16 protein-coding genes are annotated in these 14,434 nt (G+C 71.3%); 10 read left to right on the top strand and 6 right to left on the bottom strand.

What is annotated here, in order from left to right:
• The first annotated feature begins 825 nt into the window (after positions 1-825).
• From ACZ6TI_RS20720 to ACZ6TI_RS20710, 3 genes are all read left to right on the top strand, one after another.
• The gene (locus tag ACZ6TI_RS20720; protein ID WP_465346719.1) at positions 826-1,050 is read left to right on the top strand and encodes a hypothetical protein; all 225 of its coding nucleotides are present in this window, start codon (positions 826-828) and stop codon (positions 1,048-1,050) included.
• Positions 1,051-1,162: 112 nt separating this feature from the next.
• Positions 1,163-1,348, top strand: coding sequence for a hypothetical protein (locus ACZ6TI_RS20715; RefSeq protein ID WP_465346718.1), 186 nt, complete (start codon positions 1,163-1,165; stop codon positions 1,346-1,348).
• 100 nt (positions 1,349-1,448) lie between these two features.
• Positions 1,449-1,961, top strand: coding sequence for a DUF4190 domain-containing protein (locus ACZ6TI_RS20710; RefSeq protein ID WP_465346717.1), 513 nt, complete (start codon positions 1,449-1,451; stop codon positions 1,959-1,961).
• A 22-nt stretch (positions 1,962-1,983) separates the two neighbouring features.
• Here the strand turns inward: ACZ6TI_RS20710 and ACZ6TI_RS20705 are convergent, their stop codons facing one another.
• Positions 1,984-3,099: a DNA glycosylase AlkZ-like family protein gene (locus tag ACZ6TI_RS20705; protein ID WP_465346716.1), complete on the bottom strand. Its 1,116-nt coding sequence runs from the start codon at positions 3,097-3,099 to the stop codon at positions 1,984-1,986.
• A 117-nt stretch (positions 3,100-3,216) separates the two neighbouring features.
• Between ACZ6TI_RS20705 and ACZ6TI_RS20700 the strand changes: the two genes are divergently transcribed.
• On the top strand, positions 3,217-5,130 hold the full coding sequence (locus ACZ6TI_RS20700; protein ID WP_465346715.1) for a sensor histidine kinase: 1,914 nt from the start codon (positions 3,217-3,219) through the stop codon (positions 5,128-5,130).
• Positions 5,094-5,741: a response regulator gene (locus tag ACZ6TI_RS20695; RefSeq protein ID WP_465346714.1), complete on the top strand. Its 648-nt coding sequence runs from the start codon at positions 5,094-5,096 to the stop codon at positions 5,739-5,741. The genes ACZ6TI_RS20700 and ACZ6TI_RS20695 overlap by 37 nt, the downstream gene beginning before the upstream one ends.
• A gap of 15 nt (positions 5,742-5,756) precedes the next feature.
• Here ACZ6TI_RS20695 and ACZ6TI_RS20690 read toward each other — a convergent pair whose 3' ends face one another.
• The 3 genes from ACZ6TI_RS20690 to cspE all read right to left on the bottom strand — a co-directional run bounded on the left by ACZ6TI_RS20690 (position 5,757) and on the right by cspE (position 7,407).
• Positions 5,757-6,308 (bottom strand): hypothetical protein, encoded by a 552-nt coding sequence (locus ACZ6TI_RS20690; protein WP_465346713.1) that lies wholly within the window; start codon positions 6,306-6,308, stop codon positions 5,757-5,759.
• Between the two features lie 69 nt (positions 6,309-6,377).
• Complete coding sequence (locus tag ACZ6TI_RS20685) at positions 6,378-7,028, bottom strand: lytic polysaccharide monooxygenase auxiliary activity family 9 protein (RefSeq protein ID WP_465346712.1); 651 nt, start codon at positions 7,026-7,028, stop codon at positions 6,378-6,380.
• Positions 7,029-7,203: 175 nt separating this feature from the next.
• On the bottom strand, positions 7,204-7,407 hold the full coding sequence (gene cspE, locus ACZ6TI_RS20680) for a transcription antiterminator/RNA stability regulator CspE (protein ID WP_238453676.1): 204 nt from the start codon (positions 7,405-7,407) through the stop codon (positions 7,204-7,206).
• Between the two features lie 520 nt (positions 7,408-7,927).
• Between cspE and ACZ6TI_RS20675 the strand changes: the two genes are divergently transcribed.
• Genes ACZ6TI_RS20675 through ACZ6TI_RS20655 form a run of 5 tightly spaced genes read left to right on the top strand, consistent with a single transcriptional unit; the run spans position 7,928 to position 12,755 of the window.
• Positions 7,928-9,010, top strand: a complete 1,083-nt coding sequence (locus tag ACZ6TI_RS20675) for a hypothetical protein (RefSeq protein WP_465346711.1) — start codon at positions 7,928-7,930, stop codon at positions 9,008-9,010.
• Positions 8,997-11,279 carry a sensor histidine kinase gene (locus tag ACZ6TI_RS20670; protein WP_465346710.1) on the top strand — a complete coding sequence of 761 codons (2,283 nt, stop codon included), beginning with the start codon at positions 8,997-8,999 and terminating at the stop codon, positions 11,277-11,279. The genes ACZ6TI_RS20675 and ACZ6TI_RS20670 overlap by 14 nt, the downstream gene beginning before the upstream one ends.
• A 15-nt stretch (positions 11,280-11,294) precedes the next feature.
• On the top strand, positions 11,295-11,738 hold the full coding sequence (locus ACZ6TI_RS20665) for a roadblock/LC7 domain-containing protein (protein WP_465346709.1): 444 nt from the start codon (positions 11,295-11,297) through the stop codon (positions 11,736-11,738).
• A complete protein-coding gene (locus ACZ6TI_RS20660; protein ID WP_465346708.1) occupies positions 11,735-12,184 on the top strand; it encodes a DUF742 domain-containing protein in 450 nt (149 codons plus the stop codon). Before ACZ6TI_RS20665 ends, ACZ6TI_RS20660 begins: the two co-directional genes overlap by 4 nt.
• Positions 12,171-12,755 (top strand): GTP-binding protein, encoded by a 585-nt coding sequence (locus ACZ6TI_RS20655; RefSeq protein ID WP_465346707.1) that lies wholly within the window; start codon positions 12,171-12,173, stop codon positions 12,753-12,755. Before ACZ6TI_RS20660 ends, ACZ6TI_RS20655 begins: the two co-directional genes overlap by 14 nt.
• 3 nt (positions 12,756-12,758) lie before the next feature.
• Here ACZ6TI_RS20655 and ACZ6TI_RS20650 read toward each other — a convergent pair whose 3' ends face one another.
• Together ACZ6TI_RS20650 and ACZ6TI_RS20645 are read right to left on the bottom strand one after the other, a co-directional pair.
• Positions 12,759-13,586, bottom strand: coding sequence for an aldo/keto reductase (locus tag ACZ6TI_RS20650; protein WP_465346706.1), 828 nt, complete (start codon positions 13,584-13,586; stop codon positions 12,759-12,761).
• Positions 13,587-13,649: 63 nt separating this feature from the next.
• Positions 13,650-14,249, bottom strand: coding sequence for an SGNH/GDSL hydrolase family protein (locus ACZ6TI_RS20645; protein WP_465346705.1), 600 nt, complete (start codon positions 14,247-14,249; stop codon positions 13,650-13,652).
• Between the last annotated feature and the right edge of the window lie 185 nt (positions 14,250-14,434).

Raw genomic sequence — 14,434 nt, 5'->3', positions numbered from 1 at the left:
ACGATCGGCCATGTTCTCGACTGCTCGACAGGTGGGATGACCTGCGAAGCGTCACTCTGCGTTGGGGTCTGAAACATTTTGGTATGAGTACTGCAACAACCAGAGTCTCCGCAGCTCAGCCAGCGATCGGCGTCATCCTGCTCCGATTCGCCGGAAGTCGGGTCACTCACCCGTTCGGGTCATCCACTGTGGAATTCCACATCTTTCGTAACCGAATTGAGCCGAACTCGGTGAAGTGTTTCAAGATCAGCAGCTGGAGCGCTTTTGGTCCATCAATCCATCGCGTTCCGGATCCCGGCCACTCGCTCGAATAAGTAATGCGCCGGGATCTTGGTCGGATTTGATTGCTGTTCGGCAAGGGTGGGCGTTTTCCCGCTTGGCGCGAAAGCGACCGCTCGGACCGGCGAATACGGGTGCTGACCTCGGGCAGCCACGAGCGTCCCGACCTCCCTGGACCAGGCGTGGACCTGGGCGGAGTTCGAGGGGGTCGCCCAGAAACTCCCCGGCGGGGAGCAAGGCGGTCGACTTCTCCAAGAGCTTCTTCCCGCGCAAGTTCATCCCGCCGAACAGCTCGGTGAAAGTCGACGACCTATGCCGCCGACCTCTGGTATTCGCAGGCCACCGCGATGACCTTCGGCGGGGCCTTCCTGATCCCGGACGCCGCCAAGTCGCTCAACTTCGAGTGGGGCGCGACGTTCGCGCCGCGCGACGTCCGTGCGGCCGGCGACTTCGGCGGGAACGCACTGGTGGCCACGGCCGGCACCAGGAACCCCGAGCTGGCCGCGAAGTTCCTGGCGGTCCACCGGCAACACCCTGCTGTTCACCGTGCTCCTGCTCGCCGTCGGCCTGCCGGCCGTGCGGTGGCAGTCCGGCAGCGTCGCGGCGTTCGCCTCGGTGGCGCTGGTGACGCTGTGGTGGCGGGTCGGCTTCAACATGCTGATCTATCTGGCCGGCCTGCAGGCGATCAGCCCCGTCCTGTACGAGGCCGCCCGGCTCGACGGCGCCGGATCACCGTCCCGCTGCTCGGCCCCTCGTCGTTCTTCCTGCTGATCCTGAACGTCATCTACTCGTTCCAGGTCTTCGGCATCGTCTTCGCGATGACCGGCGGCGGCCCGCAGAACGCCACGTCGGTCCTGGTCACCTTGCCTACGACACCGGCTTCGTGACCCGCGACCAGGGTTACGCCGCGGCCATCGGCATCGTCCTGCTGCTGTTGATCATGGCGTTCACCGCCGACTACGGCGGCACGATGGCGTTCGCGCTGCTGAACGCGACCCCGATGATCGTGTTGTTCCTGGTCTTCCAGCGCTACTTCGTGCAGGGCTTCACCCGCAGCGGCATCCGCTGACGGGGCAACGAAACAGCGGCGAACCCAGTACGGTCTGCGAGTTCCGCAACTACGCATTCTCGATTGGACCGAAACAGTGTCGCTCGACGAGCAGTCTTCGTTGTCCCAGGATCAGCACGCCCAGCACGCCCCGCAGCAGGGCACCAGCGGTCTGGCCATCGCCGGGCTCATCCTGGCCTTCCTGGTCGCCCCGATCGGCTTCATCCTCAGCCTGATCGCCGTCTTCCGCACCGGCGCCGGCCGCCGCAAGGGTCGTGGCCTGGCGATCGCCGGCGTCATCGTCTCCGTTCTCATCATCGGTGGCGTCGCGACCGCGGTCGCTCTCGTCGCCAACTCGACGGTGGCCGACCCGGGCTGCGTGGCCGGCAAGGCGGCGGTCCTGGACAGCGCGAACTCGGGCGACCCGGCGTCGTTGCAGACCACCGTCGACAGTCTCAACGCGGCCGCGGCCAAGGCGACGCACGACGACGTCCGAGCGGCGACGAAGGCTCTGGCCGACGACTACGCCCAGCTGCTGAACGCCACCAAGACCGGCACCATGCCGCCGGGCATCAACGAGAAGATCACCGCGGACGCGACGACGTTCGATTCGCTCTGCTCCATCGGCAGCTGACCGGATCCGTCCCCGGCCGGGGCTAACGCGCCAGATTCAGGCGCAGGTCCCGGCCGAGGACGGCGGCCAGGCGGGCGGTCTCCTCCGCGATGGCCTTCCGGGGCCGGCGCCGCTCGTCGAGCCAGGTGACCGTGACCTCGTCGTCCTTGCGGGCCCACGTTCCGCACACCACACCGCCGGCGATCACCGGGTTGGCCTTGCGCGTCATCAGGTCCCGCAACGCCGGCGGCGTGACGTGGATGTCCTTGGTGCCCGGGCCCATCACCCACTGGTCGTGGCCGGGGAGGAACCGCACCGCCGTGGACGGCCGCGCGCGATGGAGGGCGGCGACATCCTCCCGCGCGACGTGCGCCACGGCGCCCTCGACGTCGATCGCGACCAGCCGATCGCCGAGCCCCTCGAACCACGAGTCGAGCCGCTTGCGTCCCGCGCTCAGCCCGTTGCCGAGCCAGTAGCGCAGGTGGTCGATCGTCGCCGGCCCATAGGTGCGGAAATATGCCAGGACGGCACGAGGTCCCGCCTCGCCGAGGTCGGGGATGCCCCGCCACCTGGGGTTGCCGTCCAGGCCCTGCACGGTGGCGCGGCCGTCCCGCGACGGGCCGAAGCTCAGGTCGCCCAGCCAGGAGAGCGGCTTGATCAGCGTGCCCGCGCCCTCGTCGAAGACCGGCTTCAGATGCCGGTAGGCGCGCCGCCTCGTCAGCGCCTGCCCCAGCTCGGCGATGGTCAGCGGCCCGGCCTTCAGCGCCGCACGCACCGCGGCCCGGAAGTCTGGCCAGTCCTCGGGAGCGAGCCGGTAGTGCTCCACCCAGCTCGGCAGTTCCCACTGCCGCCCGGCCGCCCGGATGGCCAGGTACATGCCGCCGTCCTCGGGGGAGAGGTAGTGCATGGACCCGCGGAACGCGAATCCCTTGATCACCTCGCCACCGGCCAGCGCCGCGGCGAGCCCACCCGGCTGCGACGCCGAAGAACGGGTCCGGACGGCCAGTTCGGCGAGCGACTCGTCCATGGAGAGCACCACGCCGAGCCGGCGCACGACACCGGCGGCCGACTCACCACCGACGGGGTCCAGCAACTGCCGCTCCATCCGCCAGGTCAGCGCTTGCGCCCACGTGACAGAAGCCTCGGTTCCCTTGATCACACAGGCAGCCTCGCATGCATTCCGGACGAAATACGACCGGCAAGTGTGTAGTCAGCTACACCCCACTCGGTAGCCTGCCCTCATGTGGCGGAGCCCGTCCCTGCGAAGACTCGAACCATGACTCGTCTCGCGCTCGCCGTGCCCCGTTGCGTCGCCCTGGTCGTGCTGGTGGCGGCCGGATTCGCCTACGCCGTGGTGGTCCTCGCCGCCGTGATCCTGGTGCTGCCCTATCCGGCCGCGGTCACCGGCCAGTTCCGGCTCGCCGCTCTCGGCCGGCGGCTCGCCCGCGACTGGGGCGGGGCCGATCTGCCCGACCTCGAGCGGGTTCCGCCGCCCGTCCCGCGGCGTCGCGCCGACGGCTGGTACCAGCACGAGACGACGCTGTTCAAGTCGCCGGTCGTTCCGGCCTGGCTGCTCGAGGCGGATCACCACGGCAGCGACCCGGAAGCCGGCCGGGAATGGCGGTGGCTGATCCTCGCTCCGATCACCAGCGCCCTTCCGGTGCTGCTGCCCACGGCGCTGGTCACGGTCGGAGTTCTGCTGCTGCGCACGGATCCGCTCGCGGCCGGCGCGGCGGTCGCGGTCGCGTTCCTGGTCGCGCCGGCCGCACTGCATCGGTACGGCTCGTGGACGCGAGCGCTGCTGCGGGGCGGGAGCCCGACGTGGTGGGCCCGGTCCGCGCCGCGGCGGTGGATCGGGCGGGCGTCGGCGGCGACCTGGCGCGGGGCGGGCCTGGCCGGGCTGTCGCTCGCCGCGCTCGGCGGAACCCTTCTGAACGTGGTCGTGGTCGTGCTCTCCTGGGGCTGGCTGCTGCCGCGCGTGGTGCTGTTCACGCGGCCGCTCGTCGAGCTCTACCGCCGCTACGCCGCACGGTGGACGGGCGCCGGCCTGCCCAGCCCGTACCGGTCGATGCCGCCGCCCCCGCCGCTCAGCGCTGACGGCACCTATCGGGTCGGCCGCACCCTCTACGCCGACCGGTCCGACGCCGTCGGCGCCCAGCGGTACGGCTGGGTCGGCGGCGACCCGGCCACCCGGCGCGACCACCTGTGGTCGCTGAGCGCGGTCCTGCTCGCCCCGGTTTCGCTGATCCCGTCGATCCTGGTCGGCGCCGGCTTCTTCGGCCTGGTCTGGCAACCGCTGACGTGGGCGCCCTGGGCGGTGCCGGTCGGACTGGCCACCGGCCACTGGGTGACCCCGTTCTACCTCTGGCACGGCCTGGAACACACCGGTGTCGTGCCGGCCTGGATCCCGGACTGGGTGAGCATCCCCGCCGGACTGGCGGTCTCGCTGCTCGGGCTGGTCCTGGCCGCGCCGCTGATGCGCCTGCGCCGGCGCTGGGACGGCGCCCTGCTCGGCCCGACCGCCGCCACCGCACTGGCATCCCGGGTCGAACACCTGCACACGAGCCGGGCCGACGCCGTCGACGCGCAGGCGGCCGAGCTGCGCCGCATCGAGCGCGACCTGCACGACGGGGCACAGGCCCGCCTGGTCGCGATCGGGCTCGGCCTGGGCGCCGTCGCCCGCCTGATGGACACCGACCCGGCGCGGGCGCGCCAGCTGCTCGACCAGGCCCAGGAGGCGTCGGCCGCCGCCCTGCACGAGCTGCGCGACCTGGTGCGGGGCATCCATCCGCCGGTGCTCGCCGAGCGCGGGCTGGGCGACGCGGTGCGAGCGCTCGCGCTGGACACCCCGCTGCCGGTCTCGGTGGACGTCGATCTGGACGGCCGGCTCGAGCCACCGGTGGAGACGGCCGTCTACTTCGCCGTGTGCGAGGCGCTGGCCAACGCGGCGCGCGTCGCGTCGCGGGTGTCGATCTCGCTGTCGCACCACGACGGGCTGCTGCGGGTGGTGGTGACCGACGACGGCCCGGGCGGCGCCGACCCGGCCGCCGGCACCGGGCTGCGCGGCATCGCCCGGCGCCTGGATGTCTTCGACGGAGTTCTGGCCCTGGACAGCCCGGCGGGTGGCCCGACAGTGATCGCGATGGAGGTGCCGTGCGCGTTGTCATCGCCGAAGACCTCCACCTCCTGAGGGAGGGACTGGTCTCGCTGCTCGAGGCGCACGGCTGCACCATCGCCGAGGCGGTCGGCGACGGACCCGCGCTGCGCGCCGCCCTGACCCGCCATCGACCCGACGTGGCCGTCGTCGACGTGCGGCTGCCGCCCACCTTCACCGACGAGGGCCTGCAGGCGGCGCTCGCGGCCCGGCGCGCGATGCCCGGCCTGCCGATTCTGGTGCTGTCCCAGCACGTCGAGCAGCTGTACGCCCGGGAGCTGCTGGCCGACGGCGCGGGCGCGGTCGGCTACCTGCTCAAGGACCGGGTGCTGAACGGGGACCAGTTCATCGACGCCGTGCGCCGGGTCGCGGCCGGCGGCACCGCGATGGATCCGCAGGTCATCGCCAGGCTGCTGCGAGCCGGCGGCGCCGCCACCCCACTGGCTCGGCTCACCGCCCGCGAGAGCGAGGTGCTCGAGCTGATGGCGCAGGGACGTTCGAACGCCGCCATCGCCCAGCAGCTGTTCCTGAGCGAGAGCGCGGTGGGCAAGCACATCACCGGCATCTTCACCAAGCTGGACCTGGCGCCGTCCGACGACGACAACCGCCGCGTGCTGGCGGTCCTGGCCCACCTGAACCGGCCATGATCGACAATCGGCCGGTCAGAGCCCGGCCGCGGCGTCGTACCGGCGGCGCAGGTCGGCCATCTCCGCGTCGGACAGCGACTCCTTGAGGGCCACCTCCGCGTACTTCGCCGGGAACATCTGGCGCAGCCGGTCGACGTATCTGACGTTCTCGGTCGCCTCGACCACCTGGATGCCCGGCGGGTCGGTGGACACCTCCATGATCAGCGGGCCGGCCAGCTTGACCGCCACGTCCCAGGGGCGCTGCTGCTCGGCGACGCCGCAGAGGTGGAAGCCGTAGACCGTCCGGACGTCGGCGAGCGCGGTGACCTCGGCCGGCTCGTAGCCGTAGACCCGGACACCGCAGATCACCGCCGGTTTCGCCGCTTCCCCGGTGGCGCCCGGCACGACCTGGTGGCCGGCGTGGTTGTGCTGCCCCGGGTCGGATTGTTCGAGGGTGGTTCGCATCCGGGCCAGGATCTGCGCCTGCAGATCCGCCGGGTCCGCGTCCGCACCGGACCGGACCAGCACGGCCGCGCCTGCCGAGGTCGCCAGCAGGATCGCCGCCGCCCACACGTAGCGGGAAATCATGATCGTTCCTCACCTCGTCGCGGGAGTGTGCGGCCCGGGACGCCGGCCGGCGTCCCGGGCCGATGCCGGTCAGGCGAAGTTCACGTCGCTGCACCACATGTAGGCCTGGTCGAGGTGCGAGGCCTGCCAGATGACGAACAGGACGTGGTGTCCGGTGTATCCGGAGGTCGAGATGTTGAAGGAGATGTTGTTGGCCGGCGCGTACCGGCCGGTCTGCGTGATGAAGTCGAGGTTGCCCCAGCCGAGGCTCTGGGTGGCCGGGTTGAACCCCTGCTTGCTGACGTAGACCCGGAAGAAGTCGGCGCCGTGGCTGGCCTGGTCGTACAGCTGGACGGCGAAGTTGGCGGCGACGTTGGTCCGCCGCCAGGCGCCGGTCTGGTTCAGGCTGTTGTTCCGGGCGAGCCCGTTGCTGCACAGCTGCCCGTCGGGGGTCCGGGCCTGGAACTGACCGCCGAGGCCGTCCCGCAGTGCGCTCATCCAGTTCCACATGGTGTCGGGGTTGGCCTGAAAAGCCTGCCAGCACATCGGGTCCTGCTGCTGCATGGCCGGGTTCTGGTGCTGGTTGCCCCAGGCCTGCCAGCACTGGTAGGCGCGGGAGGCCGGGCTGACGATGGTGCCGTGTGCCTGCGCCGCCCCGGCCCAGGGCAGCAGGCCGGTGATCGCGATGAGCAGCACGACGAGCACCCGGAAGGGTCGGCGGGAGGTTGAGTGTGGACGCACGGTACGTCCTCCGTTCTTCGGCGTTCTGAGGATGGGAGCGCTCCCATCAACCATTGCACCAATGTGTCCAGATATCAACCAACGTCTATGTGATCAGACCGCCGAGACGCCGAACGGCGGCCCGCTGAATCAGCGGACCGCCGTCGGTGGAGCAGTGGATCAGTGGATCAGTGGATCAGAGCGGGCGGATGTTCTCCGCCTGCGGGCCCTTCTGGCCCTGGGTGATGTCGAACTCCACCTTCTGGTTCTCGTCGAGGCTGCGGAAGCCGCTCGCCGAGATCGCGGAGAAGTGGGCGAAGACGTCAGCGCCGCCGTCGTCCGGGGTGATGAAGCCGAAGCCCTTGTCCGCGTTGAACCACTTCACGGTGCCTGTAGTCATGTCTGCTCCTTAGCAGGCTGCTCGAGTCCGCACTGTGCGGACCCGCACGCCGCCGCGTTGATCACCCGCGCCGAACCGACACGACAAACGGCGCCTTGAGGGGTTCAGATAACCCATCAGGCGCCGAAAACGTCTACGGAAATCAAAACTGCAACGCGGGAACCGTAGCACGCCGGTCCACCGAGGACCGGCTACTCGCCGGGCGGGGGATGCTATGACGCAGATCACAGCTTGGCAAGATTCGATCCCGGATCACCGTTTGAAAGCCGCTCACTCCTAACTGGACAGCCGCAACAGTCGATCAAACTGCCAGGGCTCGGAGCGGGCCGACGCCAGTAGGTTCACCCCGACCGGCCTGTGATGTTTCCAGGTCGGAGCGTTTTCGAGGGCACCGTGGCGCTCGCGCTCCACGGTGCCCGGAGGGTGAGCGACGATGACTTCAGGGGCGCGCCAGCGTCGGCGTGGGCGGCCGTTCGGATCCGTGGCGCGGAGGCTGTTTCCACTTTTCCTGATCCTGCCGGTGACCGTGCTGTTCTCCATGGTGTGGCAGTCGGTCGGCGAACAGTCCGATTTCGCCACACTGGAGCGTGACGGCGTCCGGTACATCCAGGCGCTCGGCCCGCTCGAGATCGCCCTGACGAATGCCGGGTCGGCCGCCGTCAACGGCGACTCGGCGCCGAACGAGGCGCTGGCCCGCGCGGTCGACGCGGTCTCCCTCGTCGACGGTGAGCTCGGCGGGACGCTGCGCACCCAGGACCGGTGGGCCGGGCTGCGCGCCAAGATCGAGTCCCTGCCGACCAGCGGCACCGACGCGCAGCTCATCACCGCGTACGGCGGCGCCGGCGACCTGCTGCTGGCCCTGATGGACAAGGTCCGCAACAACTCCAAGATGATCCGGGACCCGGCGGCCGACACCTACTACCTGGAGGACGGCGCCGCCCAGGAGCTGCCCGAGGGCATCATCGCGGCGGCCCGCTACTCGGATCTGCTGGTGAGCGCCGCCGGACTGTCCGTGGCCGACCGGACCGAGGCGCTGGTCGACCTCAGTTCGGCCCGCTCCGACCTGGTCAGCAACGCGCAGGACCTGTCCGACGACGTCCGCCTCGCGGTGGAGGGCACCGGCAGCCGGAGCCTCGGCGGCGCGCTGCTGAGCAGGCTCGACCGCTTCAACCGCTCGATCGACAACCTGGCGCCGTTGCTGGAACCGGTGCTGGCCGGCCGGGCCGGCACCGGCGCGGCGCAGGTCGTCCGGGCGCGCGACGAGATGCAGGTCGCCGCGGCGGAGCTGTCCGCCGCCCTGCTCGAACAGATCGACATCGCGCTGCGCGACCGGCTCTCGTCGCTCACCCTGCGGCGTCTGCTCGCGGTCGCGACCCTGGTGGTGTCCGTGCTGCTGGCGCTCGCGCCGGTCGCGGTCGCCCTGGCGGCCGGGCGGCGGGACCGGCCCGCGGCACACCCGCAAAGTCCGGCGCACCAGGCGCCGGCCCACCAGGCGCCGGCCCACCAGGCACCGGCCCACCAGGCACCGGCGACCGGGCCGCCACCGTCGTGGCCGGTCGAGCCGGTGCCGGCGCGATGGGAGCGTTCCGGTGCTCCTCGGTAGGCTTCGGATCCGCGGCAAGCTGACGCTGCTGGTGATCATTCCGTTGCTGGCGATGGTCGGCCTGGCCCTGCCGGTGGTCCGCGACCTGGTCGTCAATGCCAACAAGGCGACCGAGATCGACGCCGCCGCCACGGTGGCCGGGCGGGTCGGCGCGCTGCTGCAGGACATGCAGCGCGAGCGGCTGCTCTCGGTGGGCCGCCTGCTCGGCGTGGTGACCGAGGACGACCTCGCGCTGCAGACCGCGTCGGTCACCGACCGGATCCTCGACGTGCGGCAGGACCTGGGCGGCGACCTGCCACCGGAGGTGCGCGCCGCGATCGACCGCGCGGGCACGTTGACCGAGCTGCGGCAACGGGTCCGCGCCGGGAGCGTCACCCCCGAGCAGGTGATCGACGAGTACGCGCCGGTGTTCGACGGCATGATCGAGTCGCTGCGGCTGGTGCGGCACGCCGACGCCGACACCGCCGCCGGGCGGCAGCTCATCGCGCTCGACGCACTGCTGCGGATGGACGAGTCCAGCACCAAGAGCACCGCGCTGCTCGCCGTCATGGCCGGTGGGAACGTCGGGCAGCTGGCGGTCCGCTACCGCGAGGAGCGAGCGGAGTTCACCACCGACTTCGCGCGGTTCGCGAGCTTCGCCACCGAGCGCCAGCGCGAACTGTACGACCTGGTGGCGGCCGCGTTCCGGGACCGGGCCGGCGCCGACTTCGACGCCGAGTTCCGGGCCGATCCGGCGCGCACGATGGCGGCGCTGCCGATCGCCCGGCTGTTCCCCGCCCTCCAGTCGTTCAGCGTGCTCGGCAGCTTCGTCGAGAAGCGCCTCGTCGACGACGTCACGTCATTGGTCGCAAGGCAACGGCAACAACAACTGACCATCGCGTACGGGGTGGGTGCGCTCGCGCTGGCCGTGCTGCTCGGCGTGCTGATCCTGGTGGCGGTCGTGGCCGGGGCCGTCGCCGTGCCGCTGACCCGGCTCAGCCACTCGGCCGCCCGGGTGGCGGACGCCGGCGAGACCGAACTGCGACGGGTCGCGGACGACGAGAGCGAATCGGTCGAACCGGTGCGTCTGGACGTGCTCGACGTGAACTCCAACGACGAGATCGGCGATCTGGCCCGCGTCTTCGAACGCGTGCAGAGCACCGCTTCGCAGCTGGTCGAACGTCAGGTGCTCAGCCGGCGCAACGTCGCGGAGATGTTCGGGCACATCGGACGGCGCACGCAGAACCTGGTCGGCGGACAGGTGGACCTGATCGACGAGCTGGAGAACGAGGAGGCCGACCCGGAGCGCCTGGCGAAGCTCTACCGGCTCGACCACATCGCCAACCGCCTGCGGCGCAGCGCCGACAGCCTGGTGGTGATCTCCGGCGCCGACCGCGAGGAGAGCCATCTCGCCCCCGTCCGGCTGGTCGACGTGGTCCGGCTCGCCCTCGCCGAGATCGAGGAGTACACCCGCGTCGACGTGGACGTCCCGCTCGACCTGTCGGTGGCGCCCGCGGTGGTCAGCGACCTGGTGCTGATCTGCGCGGAGCTGCTGGAGAACGCGACCACGTTCTCCCCACCGCACACCCGGGTCGGCGTCCGCGCCCGGGCCGTGCCGGGCGGCGCCCGGCTGGTCGTCGCCGATCACGGCATCGGCATGCCCGAGGAGCGGATCGCCGAGGAGAACGCCCGGATCTCCCGCCGCGAGCGGCTCGACCTCGTGCCGACCCAGGTCCTCGGCCTGTTCGTGGTCGGTCGCCTGGCCCGGCGGCACCGGCTGTCGGTGGCGCTGTCGTCCACTCCGGAAGGCGGTGTCACCGTCGGGGTGGGCATCGGCGGCGCGCTGCTCGCAGCCGTACCCGCCGCATCCGCCGCGCCGGCCGAGCTCGCCTCCGTGCCGGAACCGCCGGTGCCCGGGCTCGCCGAACTGGAAGCGATGATCACGGCCGGGCCCGCCGTCGATCCGGAGCCGGTCGCGATGGCGCGATTCAAGGATCTGATGCGGGATCCGCCGACCTGGAACGCCTTCGAGGTCGCGCACGAGCCGCCCGATGCGGATGACGGTCGCGCACTCGCGTCCATGCCGTTCGTATCCGCCGATACCGAGACCGGATCGCTCAGCCGGCGCGTGCCCGGCGCGACCCTGCCCACGGCCGAATCGGCCACCCGCCGGGCCGGCGGCCCGCCGGCCGCGGCGCCGGATCCGGACGAGGCCCGCCGCCTGGTCGAGCAGTTCGAGTCCGGGGTGGCGCGCGCCCTCCACGACACCCCCCAGACGAACCGACAGTGAAGAGGGAACAGACCGATGGATGGGATCCGGACTCCGGTCGCGCAGATCAGCGCCGAGGCGAAGACGTTCAACTGGCTTCTCGGCTCGTTCGCCACCCGAACGTCGGGCGTGCAGGAGGCGATCGCGGTCTCCTCGGACGGCCTGCTCATCGCGAAGTCGTCCAAACGCGACCGATCCGACTCGGACCGCCTGGCCGCGGTGGTGTCCGGGATGACGAGCCTGTCGGCGGGCGCGTCCGAGTGGTACTCGCTGGGCGTGCTGAACCGGGTCGTGGTCGACATGGCGGACGGCTACCTGCTGGTCACGTCGATCAGCCGGGGCTCGGTGCTGGGCGTCATCGCGAGCCGGTCGGCGAACCTCGGCACGGTCGCGTACGAGATGACGCTCTTCGGGAGCCGGGCGGGAGTAACCCTCACGCCGGGCTTGATCGCCGAGTTGCAGAGCGCCGTCTTGAGGTGAGCGACGGACGGCGCGGCACCCCGAATCCCGAGCCGATCGGGAGAATCCCCCCGTACCTCCGGGCCGCACCGACCGGAGCCGCACCGACCGGCGACCGGTCCGCCTCACTGCGCCCGTTCGTGCTGACCGCCGGCCGGGTCAACGCGGTCGATCGGGAGATCGACGTCGAGACCCAGGTCACCCTGCGGCCGCCCGACCCGCGGGTGGGCCGGGCGCCGCTCGGCTCGCTGGGCCCGGAGATGCAGGCGATGGTGGCACTCTGCGGGCAGCCGACCTCGGTCGCGGAGATCTCCGCGCGGCTGCGCCTGCACCTCGGCGTCACCAAGATCCTGGTCGCCGACCTGCGCGCCGCAGGCTATCTCGACGTGCACGTCGCGGACACCCAGAGTCCGATCTCGCCCGACCTGATCCGGCGCGTGATGCGGGGACTCCGTGCGATCTCCTGACGCGCCGGTGGCCCGGCCGCCGGTCCCGGTCAAGATCATCGTGGCCGGTGGCTTCGGCGTCGGCAAGACCACCCTGGTGCGGGCGATCTCCGAGATCGCCCCGCTGACCACCGAGGCCGAGATGACGTCGGTCGGCGCCGGCATCGACGAGACGCGGGCGGGCAGCCTCAAGACCACCACGACGGTGGCCATGGACTTCGGCTGCGTGACCATCGACCAGAGCCTCAAGCTCTATCTGTTCGGCACGCCGGGGCAGGACCGGTTCAGCTTCATGTGGGACAGCCTGATCCGCGGCGCGCTGGGAGCGCTCGTGGTGGTGGACTGCTCCCGGCTGGACGACTGCTTTCAGCCGGTGGACTACTTCGAGCGGGCCGGGCTCCCGTTCGCAGTCGCGGTGAACACGTTCGACGGGCACCTGCCCTACGGCCTCGCCGAGCTGCGCTGGGCCCTGGCCGTCAACGATCGCGTGCCGGTCGTGCCCTTCGACGCCCGGCTGCGTCCCTCGGTGCGCGACGCCCTGCTGGTGGTGCTCGACCAGGCCCTCGAACAGGTGCTGCGGGCCGGCCGCTGACCCTCAGAACTCCTCGTGGGTGCGCGGATCCAGGTTGCCACCCGGTGCGTTGCCGGCCAGGGTGGCGAGCTCGGTGAGGTCGTCGCCGGTGAGGTCGAAGCCGAACACGTCGGCGTTTTCCCGCATGCGATCGACGTGCGACGCCTTCGGGATCACGGTGAGGCCCTGCTGCAGGTGCCAGCGCAGCACGATCTGGGCCGGCGTGCGGCCGTGCCGGGCGGCGATCGCGGCCAGGGTGGGATCGTCCAGCAGCCCGCCGCGGGACAGCGGCGACCACGACTGCGTGACGATGCCGCGCCGCTCGTCGTCGGCCCGCTGCTCCGGCTGGGGGTGGCGGGGGTGCACCTCGATCTGGTTGACCGCCGGGACGACGGGCGAGTCCGCGGCCAGCCGGTCGAGGTGCTCGGCCAGGAAGTTCGAGACGCCGATCGCGCGCGTCCGGCCCTCGGCCATCAGCTCCGCCATGGCCCGCCAGGACTCGACGTACCGGTCCTGGCGGGGGAGCGGCCAGTGGATGAGATAGAGGTCCACGTAGTCCAGACCGAGCCGGCTCAGGCTCTCGTCGAGCGCGCGCCTGGTGGATTCGTACCCGTGGTCCGATCCCCGCAGCTTGGTGACGACGAAGATCTCGTCCCGCGGGATGCCGGAGTCGGCGACGCCCCGGCCGACGCCGGTCTCGTTGCCGTATCGCGCGGCCGTGTCGAAGAGGCGGTAGCCGACCTCGACCGCCTCGCGCACGCGGGTGCGGGCCGCTTCATCGTCGCCGCCGCCCGTGCCGAGTCCGAGCCGGGGCATTTCGACGCCGTTGTTCAGCGTGACAGTGGGGATCATGCCTCTGTTTTAGCACCGGCCGGACGGGATCGGACACGCCCACGAGCCCGCTGGGCCGGCAGGTCAGCGGGCGCCTGACGCGACCGCCCGGATCGTCGGGGCCAGCGCGGCGGCGATCACCGCGTAGCCGGCGCTGGACGGATGAAAGCGGTCGGCGCTGAACAACGCCGGATCGGTGGCGAACGCGGTGGCCGTGGTGGCGCCGAGGTCCGCGATCCGGGCGCCGGCGGCGGACGCGGCACGGGTCTGATCCTGCCGCAGCAGGTGGCTGGCCGACTGCACGAGCACCCGCATCTGCGGCGGACACCACGGAACGACGCTGAGGTCGGGCGCCGGCGCGACCACCACCTGAACGCCGCCGGCCCGGAGCGCCAGCACCGCCTCCGCGAGCAGGGTCGCCGCCTGGCTGGTCGGGACGAAGTGGGTGAGGTCGTTCGCGCCGACGATGATGAGCGCGAGATCGGGCTTCCCGGCGACGGCACGCTGAACCTGCGCGGCGAGCCCCCGGCTGTCCGCCCCGGGCACCGCGAACACGCGCACCTCGGTCGGTGTGCCGGATGCGGTCAGGTCGGCCGCCAGCCGCGCGCCGACCGTGTCGGCCGGCTGATCGGCACCCTGCCCGAAGGCGATGGAATCCCCGAGGACGGCAAGAGCAAGAGTCACGCCAACTGCCAACGCCGCGGCCGGGGCTTTAGTTCCGCGTCCGGCAACAGAGGGCAGGCCGCCCGTCCCGATTCCCCCGTTGACGCTTTCCGTAACCGGGCGTGAGCGACCTGCCTCCTGCAACGTGATCCATGGTCGTCGACGTACCTTGTACGAAGCATGGGAGACTCATGGCGCTCCTTGTG

It is taken from the genome of Actinoplanes sp. NPDC051388, assembly GCF_055586225.1.
Note: the sequence above shows the minus strand (reverse complement) of the source record. Positions and strands in the feature narration are given on the sequence as shown.